We start from the raw sequence: 20,725 nt of genomic DNA on the forward strand, positions 1-20,725 counted from the left end.
TTCTGTGGCCGGACTCGAAGATTCCCCTTCGCAAGATGAGGGAATGGACTTGCGGGCCGGCGTGTATCCCCCATATCGGCTTCAAGCGGGGTTGACGGGCTCGTCAACTTCGGGGAACGCACTCTGTCCGCTCGACCTTGGTCGGGACGGGGAGGATTGGATCAACCGTTAGGAAGTTCGACCAGACGGGGACGGAGCGAGAAAAACCGGGGCGCTTGCGTCTAAGGCCCTTGTCACCGCCGTCCGCCATTCAGGAGCGACAGGTTCGTAATATGAGCAAGATTATTGGTATCGACCTTGGCACCACGAATTCGTGCGTGGCCATCATGGACGGCAAGACCCCCAAGGTGATCGAGAACGCCGAGGGCGCCCGCACCACCCCGTCGGTGGTTGCGTTCCTCGAGGACGGCGAGCGCCTGGTCGGCCAGCCCGCCAAGCGTCAGGCCGTCACCAACCCGACCAACACGCTGTTCGCCATCAAGCGCCTGATCGGCCGCACGTCCTCCGACCCCGTGGTCGAGAAGGACAAGGCGATGGTGCCCTATGACATCGTCAAGGGTCCGACCGGCGACGCCTGGGTCAAGGCCCAGGGCAAGGACTACTCGCCGCAGGAAGTCTCCGCCTTCATCCTGCAGAAGATGAAGGAAGCCGCCGAGACCCATCTGGGCGAGCCGGTGACCAAGGCCGTGATCACCGTTCCGGCCTATTTCAACGACGCCCAGCGTCAGGCGACCAAGGACGCCGGCAAGATCGCCGGCCTGGAAGTCCTGCGCATCATCAACGAGCCCACGGCTGCGGCGCTCGCCTACGGCCTGGACAAGAACGACGGCAAGAAGATCGCCGTCTATGACCTGGGCGGCGGCACGTTCGACGTCTCGGTCCTGGAAATCGGCGACGGCGTCTTCGAAGTGAAGGCCACCAACGGCGACACCTTCCTGGGCGGCGAGGACTTCGACCTTCGGATCGTCGACTACCTGGCCGACGAGTTCAAGAAGGAGCAGGGCGTCGACCTGCGCAAGGACAAGCTGGCCCTGCAGCGCCTTCGCGAAGAGGCCGAGCGGGCCAAGAAGGAGCTGTCCTCGACGGCTCAGTACGAAGTCAACCTGCCCTTCATCTCGATGAATGCGTCGGGCCCGCTGCACCTGAACATCAAGCTGTCGCGCTCCAAGCTGGAAGCCCTGGTCGAAGACCTGATCGCCCGCACCATCGGTCCGTGCGAACAGGCCCTCAAGGACGCCGGCCTCAAGAAGAGCGACATCGACGAAGTGATCCTGGTCGGCGGCATGAGCCGCATGCCCAAGGTCCAGCAGGCGGTGCAGGACTTCTTCGGCCGCGAGCCGCACAAGGGTGTGAACCCTGACGAAGTCGTGGCCCTGGGCGCCGCCGTTCAGGCCGGCGTTCTGCAAGGCGACGTCAAGGACGTGCTGCTGCTGGACGTGACCCCCCTGACCCTGGGCATCGAAACCCTGGGCGGCGTGTTCACCCCGCTGATCGAGCGCAACACCACCATCCCGACCAAGCGCTCGCAGACCTTCTCGACCGCTGACGACAACCAGTCGGCCGTGACGATCCGCGCCTTCCAGGGCGAGCGTCCGATGGCCGTCGACAACAAGTTCCTGGGTCAGTTCGACCTGCAGGGCATTCCGCCGGCTCCGCGCGGCATCCCGCAGATCGAGGTCACCTTCGACATCGACGCCAACGGCATCGTCAATGTCCACGCCAAGGACAAGGCGACCAACAAGGAGCACTCGATCCGCATCCAGGCCAATGGCGGCCTGAGCGACGCGGACATCGAGCGCATGGTCAAGGAAGCCGAGGCCAACAAGGCCGGCGACGAAAAGAAGAAGGCGCTGGTCGAGGCCAAGAACCAGGGCGAGGCCACGGTCCACGCCACGGAAAAGGCCATGGCCGAGCACGGCGACAAGGTTTCGGGCGACGACAAGACCGCCATCGAGACCGGCCTGACCGACCTGAAGACCGCTCTGGAAGGCGAAGACGTCGACCTGATCAAGGCCAAGACCGACGCCCTGCGTCAGGCCTCAATGAAGCTGGGCGAGGCCATGTACGCCTCGCAACAGGGTTCGGGCGATGGCGATGAAGCCGCCGCGGACGATGGCGTCGTCGACGCCGAGTTCGAGGAAGTCGACGAAAACAAGCCGGCGAACTAGTTCGCCATGCGCGCGCCGCGAAACGTTCCTCTGACGATCGTTTCGCGGCCGCGTTCGCTTGATCCGCGCGCCTGTGACGCCTTGCGCCGCGCGATGCAGAACACCACCTCTTTCCTTATCACCGCCTCTCCCGTGGGCCTTTTGAGCGCCAGACGCTGACGATGCGCGACTATTACGAAATCCTGGGCGTGACCCGGACCTCCGATGATGCGGGCCTCAAGGTCGCATTCCGCAAGCTGGCGATGGAACACCATCCCGACCGCAACGGCGGCTGCGAGGACGCGTCCGGCCGTTTCAAGGAAATCAACGAGGCCTATTCGATCCTCTCGGATCCGCAGAAGCGCGCGGCCTATGACCGGTTTGGACACGCCGGCGTCAATGGCGGCGGCGGTGGTGGCCAGGGCGGCTTTGGCGGTGACGCCAGCGACATTTTCAGCGACGTGTTCGGCGACGTGTTCGGCGAGATGTTCGGCGGCGGTCGCCGTCCGTCCAACGGTCCGCAACGCGGTCAGGACCTGCGCTACGATCTGGAGATCAGCCTGGAGCAGGCCTATGCCGGCGCCGAGGTCGAGATCAAGGTTCCGGCCGCCATCACCTGCGAGGTCTGCGACGGCTCGGGCGCCAAGGCCGGCACCAGCCCGACGGTCTGCGGCACCTGCGGCGGCCATGGCCGCGTGCGGGCCACCCAGGGCTTCTTCGCGGTCGAGCGCGGCTGCCCCCGTTGCGGCGGTTCGGGCCGTCTGGTGCTGGACCCCTGCCAGAGCTGCAACGGCCACGGCCAGGTGCGCCGCGAGCGCATCCTGTCGGTGCGCATCCCGGCCGGCGTTGATGACGGCGCCCGCATCCGCCTGTCGGGCGAAGGCGACGCCGGAGCCCGCAGCGGCCCGCGCGGCGACCTCTACATCTTCCTGTCGGTGATCCCGCACGAGCTGTTCGAGCGCGACGGCCTGGACCTTTTGTGCACCGTGCCGGTGCCGATGACCGTGGCCGCCCTCGGCGGCGAGATCGACGCCCCCTGCCTGATGGGCGGCGAGGACTGCGACGGCGCCTGCAAGATCCCGGTCAAGGTTCCGGAAGGCTCCCAGACCGGCAAGACTGTCCGGCTCAAGGGCAAGGGCATGCCGTCCCTGCGCAGCCGCCAGCGCGGCGACCTGGTGGTGGAGCTGTTCGTCGAGACCCCGACCCACCTGTCGGCCCGTCAGAAAGAGCTCCTCAAGGAGCTGGCCGGCCTGTGCGACGACAAGCAGAACCCCAAGTCGGCCAACTTCGTCGGCAAGGCCAAGCGGTTCTGGGACGAGGTTACGGGGAGCTAGGGGGCGAACGCCGTCTGGCCCTCAGGACAAAGTCGTTCTACTATTGTTCTCGTCGATCGAGAGGGCGAGAACGATGACTGCCGACGAAGACAATGCGGGTCCAGTGCGCCTGATCGAGGACGCTGATACCGGCCACCGGTTTCTGATCTACGGGACCGATCGTGGCGCGCGGGTCGAGCTACGTCATGACGGCGACGCGCTGTGGATGACCCAGGCGCAGATGGCCGCACTTTTCGGCCGCGACGTATCTGTGATTTCCAGACACATCGCCAATGTATTCGAAGAGGGTGAACTGGCCGAGGAAGGCAATTTGCAGTTTATGCAAATTGCCCGGTCTACAAAGCCCGTCGCGCTCTACAGCCTCGATATGGTGATTTCGGTCGGCTACCGGGTCAGTTCTGCCCCGGCGACCCTGTTTCGCAAATGGGCCACGGGGGTTCTGGTTCGGTTCGCGACGCGAGGCTTCGTCATTGACGCCGAGCGCCTGAAAAATCCGGACGATCAGGACCGCGTGCGTGAACTTCGCGAGGTCATTCGCGACATCCGAAGTTCCGAGGCCAACGTTTATGCCGAGCTTCGGCGGATATGCGCCTTTTGTCAGGACTATGATCCCGGCTCATCCGCCGCGTCGGACTTTTACCGCAAAACCCAGGCCAAGCTCTTTCATGCGGTGGTCAACCAGACGCCGTCCGAGGTGCTGATGGACCGCGCCGATGCGGCTGCGCCCAATATGGGCCTGCAGTCATGGCCCAAGGACGAGATTCGTCAGGCCGACGCCCTGGTCGCCAAGAACTATCTTGCACCGGCCGAACTCAAGGAATTGAACCGGCTTACAGCGATCCTGCTGGATATTTTCGAAGACCAGCTTGAGATCGGCAAGCTGGTGTTGATGGAGCAGGCCGCGTTGCTCCTCGATCAGCAACTGGCGAGTCTGAACCGGGTGGTGCTTCGTGGGGGCGGACACGTGCGTCACGACGATGCCGAAGCGTCCGCCAAGGCGGCGTACAGGCTGTTCGATGAAGCGCGCAAAAGGGCGCGGCGCACAGATGCGGACCGGGGCCTGGCCGAGCTGAAGACAGCCGATGGCGCTCTGCCCAAGGCGAGACCTTCAGGAGGTCGTCGCGAGAAGTCCTAGGGGCTCCACGGGCCGGCCTGTGCGACGCAAGCAAAACCCCAAGTCGGCCAACTTCGTCGGCAAGGCCAAGCGGTTCTGGGACGAGGTTACGGGCAGCTAGGGGTCAAGCCCCTGGCCCCTGCCGTCCGGGGCTGACCTCACACAGAATCCGGCGCAGTGGAAATCCGGAGGCGGCCTGCCTTGTCGGTCAAAACCCTTACCGTCCGGCCCTTTTCGAGCACAACGGGCAGAGCCTGTGTTCCATAGCGGAGCGTGATCTGAAGATCGCGCTGGGCCGCAAGCGTGGCCTCGACCAGCCTTGACCGGCTCCAGACCATATCTACGGAGACATCGCCGTGGGCTCGCAGGCCCCGGACTTTTCCGTCGGCGAAGGCCGGCGGCAGGCTGGGCAGGAGCTCGATCCCCGAGCTCGTGTTTCGTAAAAGCATCTCGACGACGGCCGCCATCGCTCCAAAATTGGCGTCGATCTGGAACGGCGGGTGCAGGGCGAACATGTTGGGCTGCAGACGCGCCGTGCTGGTCAGTCTTTCTAGGCTGTCGAAGCTGCGCACAGGATCCCCCAGACGTGACCACAGGCAGGAGCGCCAGGCCAACCCCCACCCGGTCGTGTCCTTGTCGCTAGCCGATGCCGCTCCATACCGGAGCCCGAAATCGCCGCCGATCTCGTTCGGCTTCGACGGGGTCCGCAGGTCGCCGCGCAGGGCCAGGGTCCGGATTGCGGCCGCCGCCAGCGCGGGTGTCTTTTCCGGAGAAATCTGGGCGCCCGGATAGACCGCATAGAGGTGGGACACGTGACGATGGTTCGGGTCCGGCGCCTCGAGGTCCCAGTCGTCAAGCCACTCCTGCAACTGCCCCGCCTTCCCGACCTTGAACGGAGGCAGCCTGGCCAGGCGCGCATTGATCCGGTCGCGAAACTCGTTCTCGATCCCCAGAACTTCGGTGACCGATGCGACACTGACGAAGAGGTCCCGGATGATTTCCGTGTCCATATAGGGCCCGGCGCACAGGGCCGTGCCCAACGGCGTCTTGTTTTCCGGTGACAGGCTCGGGCACGTGACGAAGTAGCCGTGGGCCGGATCCACGACCATGGAGTCGAGGAAGAACTGCGCCGCGCCTTTCAGCACGGGCCAGATCGAAGCCAGATAGGCGTCATCGCCATTGTACTGCCAGCGCTCATAGAGATGCTTGCACAGCCAGGCCCCGCCGGTCGGCCAGTAACCGGACCGGGCCCGGTCTATCGGCCCCGCAGCGCGCCATAGGTCGGTATTGTGGTGCGCGCACCAGCCCCCGGCGTTCCAATGATCTCGTGCGGCGGCCTGGCCGGTGACGGACAGGTCCCGGACGAGTTCGACCAGGGGTTCGACACAGTCTTCCAGGCCGACGGCTTCTGCAGCCCAGTAGTTCATCTGGGTATTGATGTTGATGGTGTATTTTGACCCCCAGATCGGGCTGTCCTCGCGGTTCCACAGGCCCTGCAGGTTGGCCGGCTGGGTTCCGGGTCGCGAACAGCAGATCAGCAGGTAGCGTCCGTACTGCACGAGCAGGGCCGCAAGCCCGGGATCCTTGGCCAGAGCGTTGCAGGCGATCCGTCTGTCGGCGGTCAGGCGGGCGGCGGGCGTCGGGGCCTCCGGACCGAAATCCAGATCGAAGCGATCGAACAGCCGCGCATGTTCGGCGATGTGATCGGCCTTCAGCGTCTCGAAGGACCTTGACCGTCCGGCCGCAAGACGGCTGAGCGCGATCGCCCTGGGGTCGCCGGAAACATCCTTGTAGCTGACGAAGTTGGTGGCGATCGCGACCCGCAGTTCAAAGGCCTTCGCCCCGCGGATTTCCAGATGATCGTCTCGGGCTTCGATACGGCCCCCTTCGCATTGCGCCTCGAGGCCGCCGAAAAAGCGCAGCCTGCCTTCGACGCCATAGGCGCTGGCATTGACGCCCTCGACGTCAAGGCGGGCGAAGGTCTTCGTCGACGCTGACGTCGTCAGACCCACACCGGCCGCCCGGCTGTAGCCGAGATCGGCGTCCAGATGACCGGGCCCGATGACCCGGCAGCGATAGACCAGCATCTGGTCGGGAGCAGAGATGAAGATCTCGCGCTCGTAACGGTTGTCGCCCCGCTCGAACGTCGTGGTCAGAACGGCTTGGGAAAGATCCAGCCGCCGCTGGTACGCCTTGGTCGGCAGGGTTTCGGACAGATGGCGGATCTGCAGTTCGCCAAGGGTCTGAAACGGCATCTGGCGCGACGGAACGGCCATCATGCCCTGTTCGAGAAGGACTTGGGCCTCAAGCGGCTTGCCGGCAAAGATCAGGTCCCGAACGGCCTGGAGCTGCTTGTGAGCCCCCGGGCGGGTTGAGCCATAGGGACCGCCGCTCCAGAAGGTGTCCTCGTTCAGTTGGAGGGTCTCGAGGCCTGGCCCTGAGTCACAGAGCGCCCCCAGACGGCCATTGCCCAGCGGCAGGCAGGAGAGCCAGTCCGCCGCCGGGGCGTCATACCAGAGGGTTGAGCGGGCGCGGTCAGCCGGACTGGCCCCGGGCCCGTCGAACAGTAAGCCCGCAGCGAGGGACCGGGAACTGAATGTCGAAAGCGCGGCCAAGGCGCTGCCAGCCAAAAGCCATGTCCGTCGGGTCGGCTGCATGGTGTTGCTCCCCTGCCGGTGATCTGGATTAATGACACCGGTGTCTTTCTTTCTGTGAGACCATTTTTGGCTTTGGCGATCAAGGGGCTTTGCTGGGTGCAAACCTGCCATCCGAGGTCACAGCGGGACATCCATCCCTACAAACCTTAACGCCGCCCCTTAACGCCGCCCGCGACGCTCTGTAGGTTCCCGGGCGATGAACGCCCCCGCCTCCACGCCCATCCAGACCTATGACGCCACCGGCGCGACGCCGGTGATGCAGCAGTTCTTCGAGATGAAGGCGCGGCAGCCGGACGCCCTGATCTTCTTTCGGATGGGCGATTTCTACGAGCTGTTCTTTGACGACGCGATCGCGGCGGCCGCCGCCCTGGGCATCTCGCAAACCTTTCGCGGCACGCACAACGGCCAGCCGATCCCGATGGCCGGGGTGCCGCAGCACGCGGCCGAGGCCTATCTGTCCAAGCTGATCCGCCAGGGCTTCAAGGTCGCCGTCTGCGAGCAGATGGAAGACCCGGCCGAGGCCAGGAAGCGCGGCTCAAAATCGATCGTGCGGCGCGACATCGTGCGCGTGGTCACCCCCGGCACCCTGACCGAGGAGGGCCTGCTGGACGCCCGGGGCGCCAATCGCCTGGCCGCCGTGGCCGTGCGGGCGGGGCAGGCGGCGGTGGCCAGCGTCGAGCTGTCGACCGGCGAGGTCGAGGTGTTCTCGGTCAGCAAGGATGGCGTCGCCGCGATCCTGGCGGCCCTGGCCCCGTCCGAGACCCTGGTCGCCGACCGCCTGCTGTCCGACGACCAGCTGTCCCAGACCCTGAAGATCTGCGGCGGCCTGATCCAGCCCATGCCCTCGGCCCTGTCCGAACCGCAGGCCTCCGAGGCGCGGGTCAAGCGGCTGTACGGCGTCGACACCCTGGACGGTTTCGGCGGCCTGTCGCCGGCCGAGATCGGGGCACTGGGCCTGATCGCCGCCCATCTGGAAATGACCCAGGCCGGACGCCTGCCGGCCCTGCGCGCCCCGCGCCGGGCGGCTGACGCCGACGTCATGGCCATCGACCCCGCCGCCCGGGGCAGCCTGGAGATCGACCGCACCCAGACCGGCGACCGCAACGGCTCGCTGCTGGCCGCCATCGACCGCACGATCACTTCGGGCGGGGCGCGGCTGCTGGCCTCGCGCCTGGCCCGGCCGCTGCTGGACGTCGCGGCCATCGACCAGCGCCTGGACGCCGTGGAGTGGTTCGTCGAGCATCGGTCGCTGCGCCAGCGCCTGCGCGAGACCCTGAAGGGCTCGGGCGACATGGCCCGCGCCCTGTCGCGCCTGGCGCTCGGCCGGGGCGGGCCGCGCGACCTGGGCTGTATCCGCGACACCCTGAAGATCGGCGAGACCCTGGCCGCGATGGTCGCCGGCTCGGGCGACCCCCTGTCGTCGCCGCCGTTCGAGCTGGAGCACGCCTTCCGCGCCCTGACGCCCGACCTGCACGAGGGGTTGGGCGGCTTTCTGGCGGCGCTGGAGGCGGGGCTGGGTCCCGACCTGCCGGCCCTGGCCCGCGACGGCGGTTTCGTGGCGTCCGGGATCCGCGAGGAGCTGGATGAGGCCCGCGCCCTGCGCGACAACAGCCGCAAGGTGATCATCGCCCTGGAGTCCCAGCTGGCCGCCGAAAGCGGCGTGCCGCTGAAGATCCGCCACAACGGCGTGCTGGGCTATTTCGTCGAGGCCACGGCCGGCAAGGCCGACCCGCTGTTCCAGCCGCCGCTGAACGCCACCTTCATCCATCGCCAGACCCTGGCCAACCAGGTGCGCTTCACCACGGTGGAGCTGGCGGATCTGGACGCCCGTATCGCCCAGGCCGGCGAGCGGGTGCTGGCCATGGAGATCGCCGCCTTCGAGACCTGGCGCGAGGTCGCCCGCCTGCTGGCCGACGCCATTCAGATCGCCGCCGAGGCGCTGGCCCGGCTCGATGTCGCCGCGGCCCTGGCCGAATGGGCCCAGGACAGCGGGGCTACGCGGCCGATCGTCGACCGCTCCCTGGCCTTCGACGCCCAGGCCGCCCGCCATCCGGTGGTCGAGGCCGCCGTCAAGCGGGCCGGCGATCCCTATACGCCCAACAATTGCTGCCTGGACGCCTCGGGCGAGACCGGGCCGCGCCTGTCGATCGTCACCGGCCCCAACATGGCGGGTAAATCGACCTTCCTGCGCCAGAACGCCCTGCTGGCCATCCTGGCCCAGTCCGGCTGCTTCGTGCCCGCCGCCCATTTCCGGCTGGGCGTGGTCGACCGGCTGTTCAGCCGCGTCGGCGCCGGCGATGATCTGGCCCGGGGCCGTTCGACCTTCATGATGGAGATGGTCGAGACCGCCGCCATCCTGACCCAGGCCACGCCGCGCAGCCTGGTGATCCTGGACGAGATCGGCCGGGGCACGGCCACCTATGACGGCCTGGCCATCGCCTGGGCCTGCGCCGAGGCCCTGCACGACACCAACCGCTGCCGCGCCCTGTTCGCCACCCACTATCACGAGCTGGCGACCCTGGAGGAACGGCTGGATCACGTCTCCAACCTGTCCCTGCGGGCCAAGGAATGGAACGGCGATCTGGTGTTCCTGCACGAGGCCGCCGCCGGTCCGGCCGATCGCTCCTACGGCGTGCAGGTGGCCAAGCTGGCCGGGGTTCCGGCCCCGGTCGTGGCCCGGGCCCGCGAGGTGCTGGATCGCCTTGAGACCAAGGACGAATCACCCGCCCGCCTCGACGATCTGCCGCTGTTTGCGATGAGCCAGGCCATGGCGGCGCCCGCCAAGCCGGCGCCCAGTGTCATCGATACGGCCCTGAAAGACCTCGATGTGGACGGAATGTCGCCCCGGGAAGCCCTTGAGGCGCTATATCGCCTTAAGGGACTGCTCAAGGCTTAGCGGGTACACCATATCCCCATCATGCCCCGTCGCCTTCGCCCCACCCCGCTGGAACATGTCGTCGACGGTCACGCCCTGCGTGCGCGTCTCTCGGCCGCCGCCCTCGACAGCCTCGGCGACGAGGCCGCCCAGCGGACCCGCGCCATCGAGATCCTCAAACAGGCCCTGTTTCGCGGCCGGATGATCGCCAAGGAGCGGCTGGAGAACGGGGCCGGCGGCCTTGAGACCTCGCGCCTGCTCAGCGGCGTCACCGACGAGGTGATCACCGCCCTCTATGACTTCACCACGGTCCATGTATTCCGGGCCCGCAACCCCACCGAGGGCGAGCGCCTGTGCCTGCTGGCCGTCGGCGGCTATGGCCGGCGAACCCTGGCGCCCTATTCCGACATCGATCTGCTGTTCCTGCGGCCCTACAAGACCACGCCCCACGCCGAGAGCGTGATCGAGTTCATGCTCTATGCGCTGTGGGATCTGGGCTTCAAGGTCGGCCACGCCTCGCGCACGGTCGAGGAATGCGTGCGGCTGTCGCGCGAAGACTTCACCATCCGCACCACCATCCTGGAGGCCCGCCGCCTGACCGGCGACGAGCGCCTGGGCGAGGACCTCAAGAAGCGCTTCCGCGACGACGTCATGAAGGGCACCGGCGCCCAGTTCGTCGCCGCCAAGCTGAAGGAACGCGACGACCGCCAGGCCCGGGCCGGGGCCAGCCGCTACATGGTCGAGCCCAACGTCAAGGAGGGCAAGGGGGGCCTGCGCGACCTGCACACCCTGATGTGGATCGCCGAGTATCTGCACCCGGTGGACCGCCCTGAAGACGTGTTCAAGCTGGCGGTGTTCGACCGGCGCGAGGCCAAGGCCTTTATCCGCGCCTTCGACTTCCTGCATGCGGTGCGCGCCCACCTGCACTTCACCACCGGCCGGCCCGAAGAGCGCCTGACCTTTGACCTGCAGCCCGAGATCGCCCGCCGCATGGGCTATGGCGACCGAGGCGACGCCCCGGCGGTCGAGCGCTTCATGCGGCGCTACTTCCTGATCGCCAAGGAGGTCGGGGCCCTGACCCGCGCCTTCTCGGCCAAGCTGGAAGCCGAGCACTTCAAGAACGAGCCCAAGGGCATTTCCCGCTTTCTGCCGGGCGGCGGCCGGCCCAAGCGCAAGGCGCTGGATGTCGAGGGCTTCTACGAGGACGGCGGCCGGCTGAATATCGACGGGCCCGAGGTGTTCGAGGCCGATCCGGTCAATCTGATCCGGCTGTTCAAGATCGCCGACGAGCGCGATCTCGACCTGCACCCCGACGCCTTCACGGCCGTGACCCGCTCGCTGGCCCTGATCACCTCGCGGGTGCGCCGTGACGAGGATGCCTGCGAGGCCTTCCTGCACCTGCTGGCCCGGGGCAAGCGCAGCTATCGCACCCTGACCCTGATGAACGACGCCGGGGTTCTGGGCCGGTTTGTCCCTGAATTTGGCCGCATCGTCGCCCAGATGCAGTTCAACATGTACCACTCCTACACGGTGGACGAGCACACCCTGCGGGCCGTGGGCGTGATCGGCGACATCGCCGCCGGCCGCCTGGCCGACGATCATCCGCTGGCCGTCTCCATCATGCCGCTGATCGAGGACCGCGAGGCCCTGTTCCTGGCCATGCTTCTGCACGACACCGGCAAGGGCGGGGTGGGCGGCCAGGAAAAGGCCGGGGCCCGGTCAGCCCGCAGCGCCTGCGAGCGCCTGGGCGTCGACCGGCTGAAGGTCGAGCTGGTGGCCTGGCTGGTCGAGAACCATCTGGTGATGAGCGACTTCGCCCAGAAGCGCGACGTCTCCGACCCCGGCACCGTCGCCGCCTTCGCCCGCATTGTCGAGAACCCCGAGCGCCTGCGCCTGCTGCTGGTCATCACCGTCGCCGACATCCGCGCCGTGGGCCCGGGGGTCTGGAACGGCTGGAAGGGCCAACTGCTGCGCGAGCTCTACAACGCCACTGAGGCGGTGTTCCGCGGGGGCCGGGGCAGTGACGCCGCCGCCAGCGTCCAGCGCCATCAGGAGGCCGTCGCCGAGGCCGCGCGCGAGGCCCTGATCGCCGACGACCCGGCCGCAGCGGGCTGGGCGTCAGCCATGGAGGACGCCTATTTCAGCGCCTTCAAGGCGCAGGAATTGAAGGATCACGCGGCCCTGGCCCGCCGCGCCGCCATCCAGGGCGGAGCCGCCGCCGAGGGCCAGGTGACGCCGGGCTCCAACGCCGCCGAGATCGTGGTCGCGGCCCGGGACCGTCGCGGCCTGTTCGCCGACCTGGCCCTGGCCATCTCGTCGCTGGGCGGCAATGTGGTGGGCGCGCGGGTCTTCACCTCACGCCAGGGCCAGGCCCTGGACGTCTTCTATGTGCAGGACGTCACCGGCGCCCCCATGGGCTGCGAAAACCCCCGCGCCCTGCGGCGTCTGGCCGACGCCCTGGAAGCGGCCGGTCGCGGCGAAACCATGAGCTTCGAGCCCCGTCGCGGCGCCGAACAGTCGCGCACGGCGGCCTTCTCGATCGCCCCGAGCGTGGTGGTCGACAACGAGGCCTCCAACGACGCCACCGTGGTCGAGGCCTCGGGCCGCGACCGCCCGGGCCTGCTGCACGCCCTGGCCCAGACCCTGGCGACGAGCGGCCTGTCGATCCAGTCGGCCCATATCGACGGCTACGGCGAACGCGCGGTCGACGCCTTCTATGTGCAGACGTCCGAGGGCGGGAAACTGACCGAGACGCGCAAGGTCACGGCGCTGAAGGCGGACCTGCTGTCGGCGCTGGAGGCCAACGAGGCCGGGGCGCCGAATACGCGGCCGGGGCTGAAGCGGGCGCGGGCGAGCGTGGCGCGGTAGGGGGCCGAGGCGGTCACTCCCGCTCCGCTCTCCCCGGCGAAAGCCGGGGCCCAGATCGAACCCCGAAAGATCTGCTGATCTAGCTAGGTCTCAAGGCGCGTCCACCCCAGACGCTCAGGATGAATCTGGGCCCCGGCTTTCGCCGGGGAGAGCGGATGAGGGAAGGCTAAGCCCTGAAGGTCTGCTTTGGGTGGAAGTCGGACATTGGCGGGGCTAGCTTCGCCTTATGAAGAGGCTCTGGATCGCCCTTGGGCTAATCGCTGCAGTGCTGGTCGCGGCTGTCGTCTATATCCGCTTTTCGCCGACGGTCGCTCAGGACACGTGTCTCGACGGTGGCGGTGCGTGGCATGCTGGACAATGTGTTGGCCGAAGGCCCAACGGCTAAAACAACACCGGACCTTTTTAGCGTCGCCGATGGGTGGATTGCGGACGTTGCTGGCCGCGTCTAGGAGCGTGTCGCTCATCCTTCCGCACATCTTTCGATGGCTCCGCGGCTAGAGAGCATAAACAAAATCGCTATCGACGACACAGGCGCGCTCGCTGTTCATCGACAGCACGCGCGCGCAGATCAAAGAGGGCGCTGCGAAGAATATCAGTGGCTCGTCCGACCTAAAACGAATGTGCCAACTACATCCCAATCCCAGTATTTCTGTTTCCTCGACATCGCTGTCCCACAGGTCCGAAAGAAGGTCGAGAGTTTGGCCGGCGCGACGGTCGTTTCCATCATCGAACCGGTATCGAGTGAGTTCAGCGACGCTGTCGGTCTCGGCGAGATAATGGATTGTTGAAGGCCCCAGCTGCTTTCGGCCCTCGATCAAGCCGCCGGATGAACGCGCGAACGCAAGCGCAGTTAGCGCGTCGCCCTTGTCTGACATTTGCATCAGGTCGGAGAAGGTCTGGATTGGAAAGTAATCGCTGCCGCGCCTGAATTCGGCCTCGCTCAATACGAGCAGAAGGCTAGCGCCCGGCAATTTGTTCATGACGTCCCCGAGCTGGGTTCTGCGTCGCTGGGAGACCTGTTCCATTGCTCGACCTTACCGGCACGGTTGGAGCGTCCGCAACGGGTCGAAAGCGGACGCGCCCTCGCGCAGAGCCAGCCCTTCATTTCTTGGAGGCAGCAGCGTGCCGCACTGTCCAGGTCAGTCCACCGACCCCGGTCTGCGACCGGCCGCTCCGCGGCGGCCCGGAGGGCCGGCCTTGAGTGACCTGGACAGTCCGGCGATCGTCTCGCCGTGAGATGAAGGGTGGGCTCCCTTCGGCACGAAGGGGGCGGGACGCCAGAACGAAACCTTCTCCCATAGGGAGAAGGAGGGGCCCGCGCCGTAGGCGTGGGAGGATGAGGGGTTTGCGAAGCCCTTCCGGACAGGGCAGGGCCTTCGAGCGCCAAGACGGCTGACGGCGTAACCCCTCACCCTCCCACGCAAGCGTGGGTCCCTCCCTCTCCCTCTGGGAGAGGGCTGGTCGTACGGGGATACGCCGCGCTCAATCCCCGTTCTTTCCAGAACAAACCCAAGCCCAATCAACCACTTGTAAAAAACTTGATCGCGCCTGTCAGACGCGTCGAAACCGCCCGCATAATCAATCTCACCTGACAGCACGGGAAGGGCGCACGTACGGCGACCGTTGCGGCTGTCGGGGGTGGTCGAGCGGGAAGCGCCCGTTGGTCGTCGTCTGAAGGCCCGGCAGGGTCTGGTGGAGCGGATCGGTCCTTGCGGGGCCCGGACGTGTTGAAGCCGGACCGGGACCGCCGGGAACACCCTTTGGCGACGCCCGTGCGATGCGCAGCAGGCATGGGCTGAAATCGCCCATGCGGTCTGGACGGGGTCGCTATCCCCTCCACCCGCCGGAGGCCGAAGTCGGGAGCGGGTTAAAACCCCGCGCCTCGAAGGCTCCCGTCTGAAGATCACGCGGAGCGTCTGTCTTCGTCGAAACGGTATTTGCTACCCCCTCATCCGGGCGAGGCCCGGACGCTCCGCAGCCCTTCCCACACCATCGGCGGTTTCCGCGCGAGGCGGCGAAGTCGCGCCCGTGGAGCCCCGCCCAGATTGCCGCCGCCGCGCCTTCGCGTTACGGGTGGCGCGTACGAGGACAATCACGGTGTCGAGACCCAAGGGCTCCCTGGCCGCCGATCACGAGACCAAGCGGCGTGATCTGCTGACCAAGATGACCACGCGCCTGATGCATCGGCAGGCGGCGCGTCCCAGTCTGCGCGATCTGGCTGGGGCCGCGGAGGTCAGCGTTCCGACCCTGCGCCACTATTTCGGCGGCCGTCAGGCGGTGGTCGACGCGGTGCTGGCCGATTGCCTGCGGGTGGGCCGCGACGGCCTGGACGCCCAGCGCAGCTCCGACCGCCCCTTCGCCGAGTCGATCCAGGGCTATGCCGAGGCCCTGATCCGGGCCCTGCAGGCGCCGCGTCCCGTCAAGCTGGGCGACATCTTCGCCGTCAGCCTGGCCGAAGGGTTTCTGGACCCGCAGATCGGCGCCTCGGCCCTGAACCATATTGTCGAGCCGACCCTGCAGGTGCTGGAAGCGCGGCTGGAAGAGCACATGCGCCGCGGCGACATGATCCAGGCCGACGCCCGGGCGGCCGGCCTGATGCTGCTGTCGCCGCTGCTGGTGGCCTGTCTGCACCAGGACCAGCTGAACGGAACCCATGTGCGGCCGTTGTCGACTGAGGACCTGGCCCGGTCGGTCAGCGAGGCCTTCGTGCGGGCCTACGCCGTTCGGGTTCCGGCCTGACGGTCAATCGTCACAGTCGCCAACTCTCCGCTTTTCTATATCTCAAGTGAGATATAGAACCCCGCTCCTAGGCCCGGTGATCGGCGCGGAGAGAACGGCATGGCGAGCAAGATTCACGGCAATTCCTCTCTCGCCTGCCACGAGCTGCATCCCCACGCCCACAGCCCCTCGCGCCCCAGCCAGGCCGAGGCCGAGGCGGCCGTGCGCGTGCTGATCGAATGGGCGGGCGACGATCCGTCGCGCGAAGGCCTGCTGGACACGCCGGCCCGGGTGGCGCGTTCCTATGCCGAGCTGTTCAGCGGCTATGCCGATGATCCGCGCAGCCATCTGGAGCGGACCTTCGAAGAGGTCGGCGGCTATGAGGACCTGATCGTGCTGTCCAATATCCGGGTTGTCAGTTTCTGCGAGCACCACATGCTGCCGGTGATCGGCCGGGCCCATGTGGGCTATCTGCCGCGCAACCGGGTGGTGGGCATTTCCAAGCTGGCCCGGGTGGTGCGCGGCTTCGCCAAGCGCCTGCAGATCCAGGAAAAGCTGACGGCCGACATCGCCCAGACCATCCAGGACGTGCTGGATCCCCTGGGCGTCGGCGTGGTGATCGAGGCCGAGCACAGCTGCATGACCCTGCGCGGCGTCGACACCCCCGGCTCGATGCTGTCGACCAGCCGCCTGCTGGGCGTGATCCGCGACGATGGCCGCACCCGGGACGAGTTCCTGCGCATGGTCCGGCAGGCCTGAGACCGATGACCGCCGCGCCACTCACCTCGACGACGCCGGCGGTGACGGTCTGGTTCGACGGCGACTGCCCGCTGTGCGTCCGCGAGATCGCCCTGATGCGGCGGCTGGATCGCCGGGGCGCGATCGCCTTTGTCGATGTGGCCGGCGACGGCAGCTGTCCGACCGACCGGGCGGAACTGCTGGCCCGCTTTCACGCCCAGGAGGCCGGTGGGCCGATGGTGTCGGGCGCCGCGGCCTTCGCGGCCCTGTGGCGGGCCATTCCCGTGCTGGCGCCCTTTGGCCGGATGGCGCGAAACCCAGCGCTGCTGTGGGCGCTGGAGCGGGCCTATCGCGGCTTCCTGCGGCTGCGGCCCCGGCTGCAGGCGCTGGTTCGCCGCCTCGAGAAAACCCCGCGCGGAGGCCGGGCATGACTCCCGCGCCCGGAACGCCGCGCGTGGTGCTGGCCTATGGCCTGCTGGGCCTGATCCCCTTCCTGGCGCCGCCCCTGATCGGCGGCCTGTTTCCCGACCACGCCGCCTTGGCGGCCCGCGCCCTGGCCCTGTATGGCGGCCTGATCCTGTCCTTTCTGGGCGGAGCGCGCTGGGCCATGGCGGTGCGTCAGGATCGCGTTGACGCCCGGGTCGTGTCGCTGGCCATGATCCCGACCCTGGTCGCCCTGGCCGTGTTGCTGCTGCCCCCCGAGCTGCGCGCCGCGCAGCTGGCGGTGCTGGCCCTGGCCCTGCTGGTCCATGGGGCCTGGGATGTCTGGTCCAGCGGCCTGCCCGACTGGTATCCGCGCCTGAGGCTGATCCTGACCCTGGGCGGCACGGCCGGGCTGTCGGCCGGCGCGCTGGTGCTGCATGGCTGAGGCGGCTTCGAAATCGGCCCGGCTGGCCGTCGTGGTCGGCGGCGCGGGCGGCGTCGGCTGGGCCCTGGCCCGCGCCCTGGCCGGAAACCCGAGCTATGATCGGGTCATCGTCCTGTCGCGACGGCTTCCGGCGGACTGGCCGGCGACGGACGCCCAAGACCGGATGGTCTGGATGCCGGCCGATATTCTCGACGAGGACAGCCTGGCGGCGGCCGCCGTCCGCATCGCCGCCCTGGGGGCGCCGACCCTGATCCTGATCGCCACCGGCATTTTGCACGGCGAGGGTCTGGCGCCCGAAAAGACCCTGCGCGCCGTGACGGCCGAGGCCCTGTCGCGGGTGTTTCTGGTCAATGCCGTGGGCCCGGCCCTGGTCGCCAAGCACCTGCTGCCCCTGACCCCGCGCGACCAGCCCAGCGTTCTGGCCGCCCTGTCGGCCCGGGTGGGCAGTATCGGCGACAACCAGCTGGGCGGCTGGTACGGCTATCGCGCTTCGAAGGCGGCGCTGAACATGCTGATCCACACTATCGCGATTGAGCACCGGCGCACCCGGCCGCTGGGCGTCTGCGTGGCGCTGCATCCCGGCACCGTCGACACCGCCCTCAGCGCGCCGTTCCAGGCGGGGGTGGCCGACGGACGGCTGTTCACCGCCGAGCAGTCGGCCGCCGCCCTGCTGGCGGTGGCCGAGAGCCTGGGTCCGGAGGCCAATGGCGGCTTCTACGCCTGGGACGGAGCGCCCATTCCATGGTGAACCAGCCTCGCACCGCCGTCATCGGCGCCGGCATGGCCGGCCTGACCTGCGCCACCGCCCTGCAGGCGGCCGGCCATCAGGTCGTGGTCTTCGAAAAGGCGCGGGGCCCCGGCGGACGGATGTCGACCCGTCGGCAAGCGCTGGGCGAGGGTGAGGTCGCCTTCGATCATGGCGCGCCGGCCTTTACGGCCCTGGAGGCCGACTTTCAGGCTCAGGTGCAGTTCTGGAGCCTGCAGGGTCTGGCCGCGCCCTGGCCTGCCGCCGGGCCCGGACAGTTTGTCGGGGTCCCCGCGATGAATGCGCCGCTGAAGGCCATGGCGGCCGATCTGGACACCCGCTGGAGCCAGACGATCAGCGGGCTTTCGCGCGACGGCGCCGGCTGGCGCCTGGCCGGGACGACGCAGGACGAGGGGCCGTTTGACCGCCTCGTCGTGGCCATCCCCGCCGAACAGGCCGCCGTTCTGCTGGCTCCGGTCCAGCCACAATTCGCCGCCCTGGCCCGCGCCGTTCGCTCTGCGCCGTGCTGGACCCTGATGGCGGTGTTCGATCAGCCCGTGCAAAGCGCCGAGGCGGTTCTGACCGGCGATGAGGTGGTGGCCTTCGCCAACCGCGAGGCCAGCAAGCCAGGGCGCGCAGCGACCGAGGCCTGGGTGATCCACGCCACCCCCGACTGGTCGCGCGACCATCTGGAACTGACCGCCGATCAGGCCGCGCCCCGGCTGCTGGCGGGCTTTGAGGCCCTGCTGGGATCGTCTGCGCCCCTCGCCGTTTCGGCGGTGGCCCATCGCTGGCGCTATGCCCGGCCCCTGGCCGCGCCGCGTCCGCCCCTGTGGGACGCGGCGAGCCGCCTGGGCGTCTGCGGCGACTGGCTGGGCGGCGGCTCGGTCGAGGGCGCCTGGCGATCAGGCTTCGAGATGGCGGCTGGGCTCCTGCCTTGACGCCGTCAGCGGCAACGCCCAGAAGCCGGGCGTGACCGACACCGCACCCCCCGCCGCCCCGAAAAAAGCCCCCGGCATGATCCGGTCCTCGGCGATCTATTCGGGCCTGACCCTGGTCAGCCGGCTGATGGGCTTCGTGCGCGACCTGGTGATGTCCTACTTCCTGGGGGCCAGCGCCAATTTCGCGGCTGACGCCTTCAACACCGCCCAGATGTTCCCCAACCTGTTTCGGCGGATCTTCGCCGAGGGCGCCTTCGCGGCGGCCTTCGTGCCGGCCTATTCCAAGACGCTGGACCGCGACGGGGCCGAGGTGGCCGACAAGCTGGCGGCCGACGCCATGGCCACCATCGCCGCCTTCACCGTCGGTCTGACCCTGATCTCGCAGGCCGCCATGCCGTGGCTCATGATGGTCATCAGCCCGGGCTTTGGCTTTGGCACCGACAAGTACAAGCTGGCCGTGATCCTGACCCAGATCACCATGCCCTATCTGCCCTGCATGGCCATCGTGGCCCTGCTGTCGGGCGTTCTGAACGCCCGGGGCAAGTTCATCGTCTCGGCCGCCGCGCCGATCCTGCTCAATCTCGTGACCCTGATCGCGGTCATCCCGACCAAGACCGCTCATCAGGCGGCCACGGCGGCCTCCTGGGGCATTCTGGCCGCCGGGATCTGCCAGGTGCTGCTGCTGGTCTGGGCGGTGCGCAAGGCCGGGGCGACGATCCGCTGGCGGTTGCCGCGCCTCACCCCGGAGATCAAGGGCCTGATCGCCCTGGCCATACCGGGCGCCATCGCCGCCAGCGCCAGCCAGATCAACATCACCATCTCCGGCGTGCTGGCCAGCCATGTGAACGGCGCGCGGACCTGGCTGGCCTATGCCGACCGCCTCTACCAGCTGCCGCTGGGCCTGGTGGGCGTGGCCATCGGCGTGGCTTTGCTGCCGCGCCTGTCGCGGGCCGTGGTGGCCGAGGATCGCCGCGAGGCCCAGAGCGCCATGGACCAGGCCATCGTCTTTGCCTTGGCCCTGACCCTGCCGGCCGCCGTGGCGCTGTTCAGCATTCCGTTCTTCCTGATCGACGGCCTGTTCACCCGCGGCGAGTTCACGGTGTTCGACGCCCGCCAGACCGCCAACGCCCTGCTGCACTATGGCTGGGGCACCCCGGCCTTCGTGCTGGCCCGTATCCTGTCGCCGGCCTTCTTTGCGCGGGGCGACACCAAGAGCCCGATGCGCTTCGCCCTGGTTTCGGTGGCCGTCAATATCGGCCTCGGCCTGGCCCTGTTCCCGTTCATGGGCGTGCCGGGCCTGGCCGCCGCGACCAGCGCCGCCTCGTGGATCAATGTGCTGCAGATGGTGCTCACCCTAAGCAAGCGCGGCGACTACACCCCCAGCGCCATGGCCTGGGGCAAGATCATCCGGGTGCTGGCGGCCAGCGTCGCCCTGGGCATGATCCTGGCGGCGATGTCGCACTGGCGCGCCGCCATCGAGGCGCCGATCCTGGCCCTGGGTCTGGGTTCGGCCAAGGAGCTGGCCATCCTGGCGACCTGCGCCCTGGCGGCGGGGCTCTATCCGCTGCTCCTGCTGCTGTCGGGCGGGGTCACCGTGGCCGAGGCCAAGACCGTGCTACGGCGCGGCGCCGGGCGCTGAGCCGGCTTGCCCTGCGGTGCGCGGAGCGGTAACCAGCGGGCATGGCTTTGATCGGTCCCTTCGCGTCGCGATGGCGCGGCT

At 68.0% G+C, this 20,725-nt stretch carries 14 protein-coding genes and 1 pseudogene; 13 read left to right on the forward strand and 2 right to left on the reverse strand.

Annotated elements, in window-relative coordinates:
* The first annotated feature begins 272 nt into the window (after positions 1 to 272).
* The 4 genes and pseudogenes from dnaK to ACW17Z_RS11425 form a co-directional block, all read left to right on the forward strand.
* The gene (dnaK, locus tag ACW17Z_RS11410) at positions 273 to 2,168 is read left to right on the forward strand and encodes a molecular chaperone DnaK (RefSeq protein WP_419319273.1); all 1,896 of its coding nucleotides are present in this window, start codon (positions 273 to 275) and stop codon (positions 2,166 to 2,168) included.
* Positions 2,169 to 2,329: 161 nt separating this feature from the next.
* A complete protein-coding gene (gene dnaJ / locus ACW17Z_RS11415; protein WP_492056091.1) occupies positions 2,330 to 3,481 on the forward strand; it encodes a molecular chaperone DnaJ in 1,152 nt (383 codons plus the stop codon).
* Between the two features lie 73 nt (positions 3,482 to 3,554).
* On the forward strand, positions 3,555 to 4,616 hold the full coding sequence (rhuM, locus tag ACW17Z_RS11420) for a RhuM family protein (protein ID WP_492056092.1): 1,062 nt from the start codon (positions 3,555 to 3,557) through the stop codon (positions 4,614 to 4,616).
* Positions 4,617 to 4,644: 28 nt separating this feature from the next.
* Positions 4,645 to 4,716: pseudogene (locus ACW17Z_RS11425) on the forward strand (hypothetical protein); the annotation flags it as partial.
* Positions 4,717 to 4,753: 37 nt separating this feature from the next.
* Here ACW17Z_RS11425 and ACW17Z_RS11430 read toward each other — a convergent pair.
* Positions 4,754 to 7,252, reverse strand: a complete 2,499-nt coding sequence (locus ACW17Z_RS11430; RefSeq protein ID WP_492056093.1) for a glycoside hydrolase family 95 protein — start codon at positions 7,250 to 7,252, stop codon at positions 4,754 to 4,756.
* A 196-nt stretch (positions 7,253 to 7,448) separates the two neighbouring features.
* Here ACW17Z_RS11430 and mutS point away from each other — a divergent pair, with 196 nt between their 5' ends.
* Both mutS and ACW17Z_RS11440 read left to right on the forward strand, forming a co-directional pair.
* A complete protein-coding gene (gene mutS, locus ACW17Z_RS11435; protein ID WP_492056094.1) occupies positions 7,449 to 10,148 on the forward strand; it encodes a DNA mismatch repair protein MutS in 2,700 nt (899 codons plus the stop codon).
* 21 nt (positions 10,149 to 10,169) lie between these two features.
* Positions 10,170 to 12,995, forward strand: a complete 2,826-nt coding sequence (locus ACW17Z_RS11440) for a [protein-PII] uridylyltransferase (RefSeq protein ID WP_492056095.1) — start codon at positions 10,170 to 10,172, stop codon at positions 12,993 to 12,995.
* 494 nt (positions 12,996 to 13,489) lie between these two features.
* On the opposite strand, the gene ACW17Z_RS11445 is transcribed toward ACW17Z_RS11440, so the two are convergent.
* A complete protein-coding gene (locus ACW17Z_RS11445) occupies positions 13,490 to 13,975 on the reverse strand; it encodes a hypothetical protein (RefSeq protein ID WP_492056096.1) in 486 nt (161 codons plus the stop codon).
* 1,117 nt (positions 13,976 to 15,092) lie between these two features.
* Between ACW17Z_RS11445 and ACW17Z_RS11450 the strand changes: the two genes are divergently transcribed.
* The 7 genes from ACW17Z_RS11450 to murJ all read left to right on the forward strand — a co-directional run bounded on the left by ACW17Z_RS11450 (position 15,093) and on the right by murJ (position 20,644).
* Positions 15,093 to 15,734, forward strand: a complete 642-nt coding sequence (locus ACW17Z_RS11450) for a TetR/AcrR family transcriptional regulator (RefSeq protein WP_492056097.1) — start codon at positions 15,093 to 15,095, stop codon at positions 15,732 to 15,734.
* A 99-nt stretch (positions 15,735 to 15,833) separates the two neighbouring features.
* The gene (gene folE, locus ACW17Z_RS11455) at positions 15,834 to 16,472 is read left to right on the forward strand and encodes a GTP cyclohydrolase I FolE (protein ID WP_492056098.1); all 639 of its coding nucleotides are present in this window, start codon (positions 15,834 to 15,836) and stop codon (positions 16,470 to 16,472) included.
* Between the two features lie 5 nt (positions 16,473 to 16,477).
* The gene (locus tag ACW17Z_RS11460; protein WP_492056099.1) at positions 16,478 to 16,882 is read left to right on the forward strand and encodes a thiol-disulfide oxidoreductase DCC family protein; all 405 of its coding nucleotides are present in this window, start codon (positions 16,478 to 16,480) and stop codon (positions 16,880 to 16,882) included.
* The gene (locus ACW17Z_RS11465; protein ID WP_492056100.1) at positions 16,879 to 17,319 is read left to right on the forward strand and encodes a DUF3429 domain-containing protein; all 441 of its coding nucleotides are present in this window, start codon (positions 16,879 to 16,881) and stop codon (positions 17,317 to 17,319) included. Before ACW17Z_RS11460 ends, ACW17Z_RS11465 begins: the two co-directional genes overlap by 4 nt.
* Positions 17,312 to 18,067: an SDR family NAD(P)-dependent oxidoreductase gene (locus ACW17Z_RS11470; RefSeq protein ID WP_492056101.1), complete on the forward strand. Its 756-nt coding sequence runs from the start codon at positions 17,312 to 17,314 to the stop codon at positions 18,065 to 18,067. The genes ACW17Z_RS11465 and ACW17Z_RS11470 overlap by 8 nt, the downstream gene beginning before the upstream one ends.
* The gene (locus ACW17Z_RS11475; protein WP_492056102.1) at positions 18,061 to 19,005 is read left to right on the forward strand and encodes an NAD(P)/FAD-dependent oxidoreductase; all 945 of its coding nucleotides are present in this window, start codon (positions 18,061 to 18,063) and stop codon (positions 19,003 to 19,005) included. Before ACW17Z_RS11470 ends, ACW17Z_RS11475 begins: the two co-directional genes overlap by 7 nt.
* 31 nt (positions 19,006 to 19,036) lie before the next feature.
* The gene (gene murJ, locus ACW17Z_RS11480) at positions 19,037 to 20,644 is read left to right on the forward strand and encodes a murein biosynthesis integral membrane protein MurJ (RefSeq protein WP_492056103.1); all 1,608 of its coding nucleotides are present in this window, start codon (positions 19,037 to 19,039) and stop codon (positions 20,642 to 20,644) included.
* Positions 20,645 to 20,725 lie beyond the last annotated feature (81 nt).

This window comes from Caulobacter sp. GSs2 (assembly GCF_058680895.1).

Bases quoted from the DNA above. Each gene is read 5' to 3' on its own strand.
- dnaK (WP_419319273.1), top strand. From the start codon at position 273: ATGAGCAAGATTATTGGTATCGACCTTGGCACCACGAATTCGTGCGTG.
- ACW17Z_RS11460 (WP_492056099.1), top strand. From the start codon at position 16,478: ATGACCGCCGCGCCACTCACCTCGACGACGCCGGCGGTGACGGTCTGG.
- ACW17Z_RS11465 (WP_492056100.1), top strand. From the start codon at position 16,879: ATGACTCCCGCGCCCGGAACGCCGCGCGTGGTGCTGGCCTATGGCCTG.
- ACW17Z_RS11430 (WP_492056093.1), bottom strand. From the start codon at position 7,252: ATGCAGCCGACCCGACGGACATGGCTTTTGGCTGGCAGCGCCTTGGCC.
- ACW17Z_RS11475 (WP_492056102.1), top strand. From the start codon at position 18,061: ATGGTGAACCAGCCTCGCACCGCCGTCATCGGCGCCGGCATGGCCGGC.
- dnaJ (WP_492056091.1), top strand. From the start codon at position 2,330: ATGCGCGACTATTACGAAATCCTGGGCGTGACCCGGACCTCCGATGAT.
- mutS (WP_492056094.1), top strand. From the start codon at position 7,449: ATGAACGCCCCCGCCTCCACGCCCATCCAGACCTATGACGCCACCGGC.
- ACW17Z_RS11445 (WP_492056096.1), bottom strand. From the start codon at position 13,975: ATGAACAAATTGCCGGGCGCTAGCCTTCTGCTCGTATTGAGCGAGGCC.
- ACW17Z_RS11470 (WP_492056101.1), top strand. From the start codon at position 17,312: ATGGCTGAGGCGGCTTCGAAATCGGCCCGGCTGGCCGTCGTGGTCGGC.
- folE (WP_492056098.1), top strand. From the start codon at position 15,834: ATGGCGAGCAAGATTCACGGCAATTCCTCTCTCGCCTGCCACGAGCTG.
- rhuM (WP_492056092.1), top strand. From the start codon at position 3,555: ATGACTGCCGACGAAGACAATGCGGGTCCAGTGCGCCTGATCGAGGAC.
- ACW17Z_RS11440 (WP_492056095.1), top strand. From the start codon at position 10,170: ATGCCCCGTCGCCTTCGCCCCACCCCGCTGGAACATGTCGTCGACGGT.